At 74.7% G+C, this 661-nt stretch carries 1 protein-coding gene; it reads right to left on the bottom strand.

Annotated elements, in window-relative coordinates; all coding sequences use genetic code 11:
- Positions 1–661 (bottom strand): ATP-binding cassette domain-containing protein (locus tag ASC60_RS00040; RefSeq protein ID WP_159043178.1); only part of this gene is annotated, 661 nt, incomplete at both ends.

Here is a 661-nt window from a genome sequence, read left to right on the forward strand (position 1 = left end):
AGGTCGAGTTCGAGGACCTTGTCGACGGTACGGGCCAGGAATTCGCGGTCGTGGCTGACGAGCACCGTACCGGCGCGAAGGCCGGCGACGAACGTCTCGAGGCGCTGGAGCCCGTCGAGGTCGAGGTCGTTCGTCGGCTCGTCGAGCAGGAAGACGTCGTACCGGCTGAGCAGCAGCGAGGCGAGACCGGCGCGGGCCGCCTGGCCTCCGGAGAGGGCGGTCATGGGGCGGTCGAGCGAGATGTCGAGCCCGAGGGATGCGGCGACCTCGTCGGCGCGTTCGTCGAGGTCGGCGGCGCCGAGCGAGAGCCAGCGCTCCAGGGCGACGGCGTACGCGTCGTCCGCGCCGGGCGCGCCGTCCGCGAGGGCCTGGGTGGTGGCGTCGAGGTCGGTCTGGGCGGCGGCCACGCCGGTGCGGCGGGCCAGAAACCCCCGTACGGTCTCCCCGGCCCGCCGCTCCGGCTCCTGCGGGAGGTGGCCCACCGTGGCGTGCGGCGGGCTGATCCGGATGGCGCCCTGCTCGGGCTCGGTGAGCCCGGCGAGCAGCCGGAGCAGGGTCGACTTCCCGGCCCCGTTGACCCCGACGAGGCCGATGACCTCGCCCGGGGCGACGACGAGATCGAGCCCGGAGAAGAGGGTGCGGTCGCCGTGTCCGGCGGCCA

This window comes from Streptomyces sp. NBRC 110028, assembly GCF_001417735.1.
GTDB lineage: Bacteria > Actinomycetota > Actinomycetes > Streptomycetales > Streptomycetaceae > Streptomyces.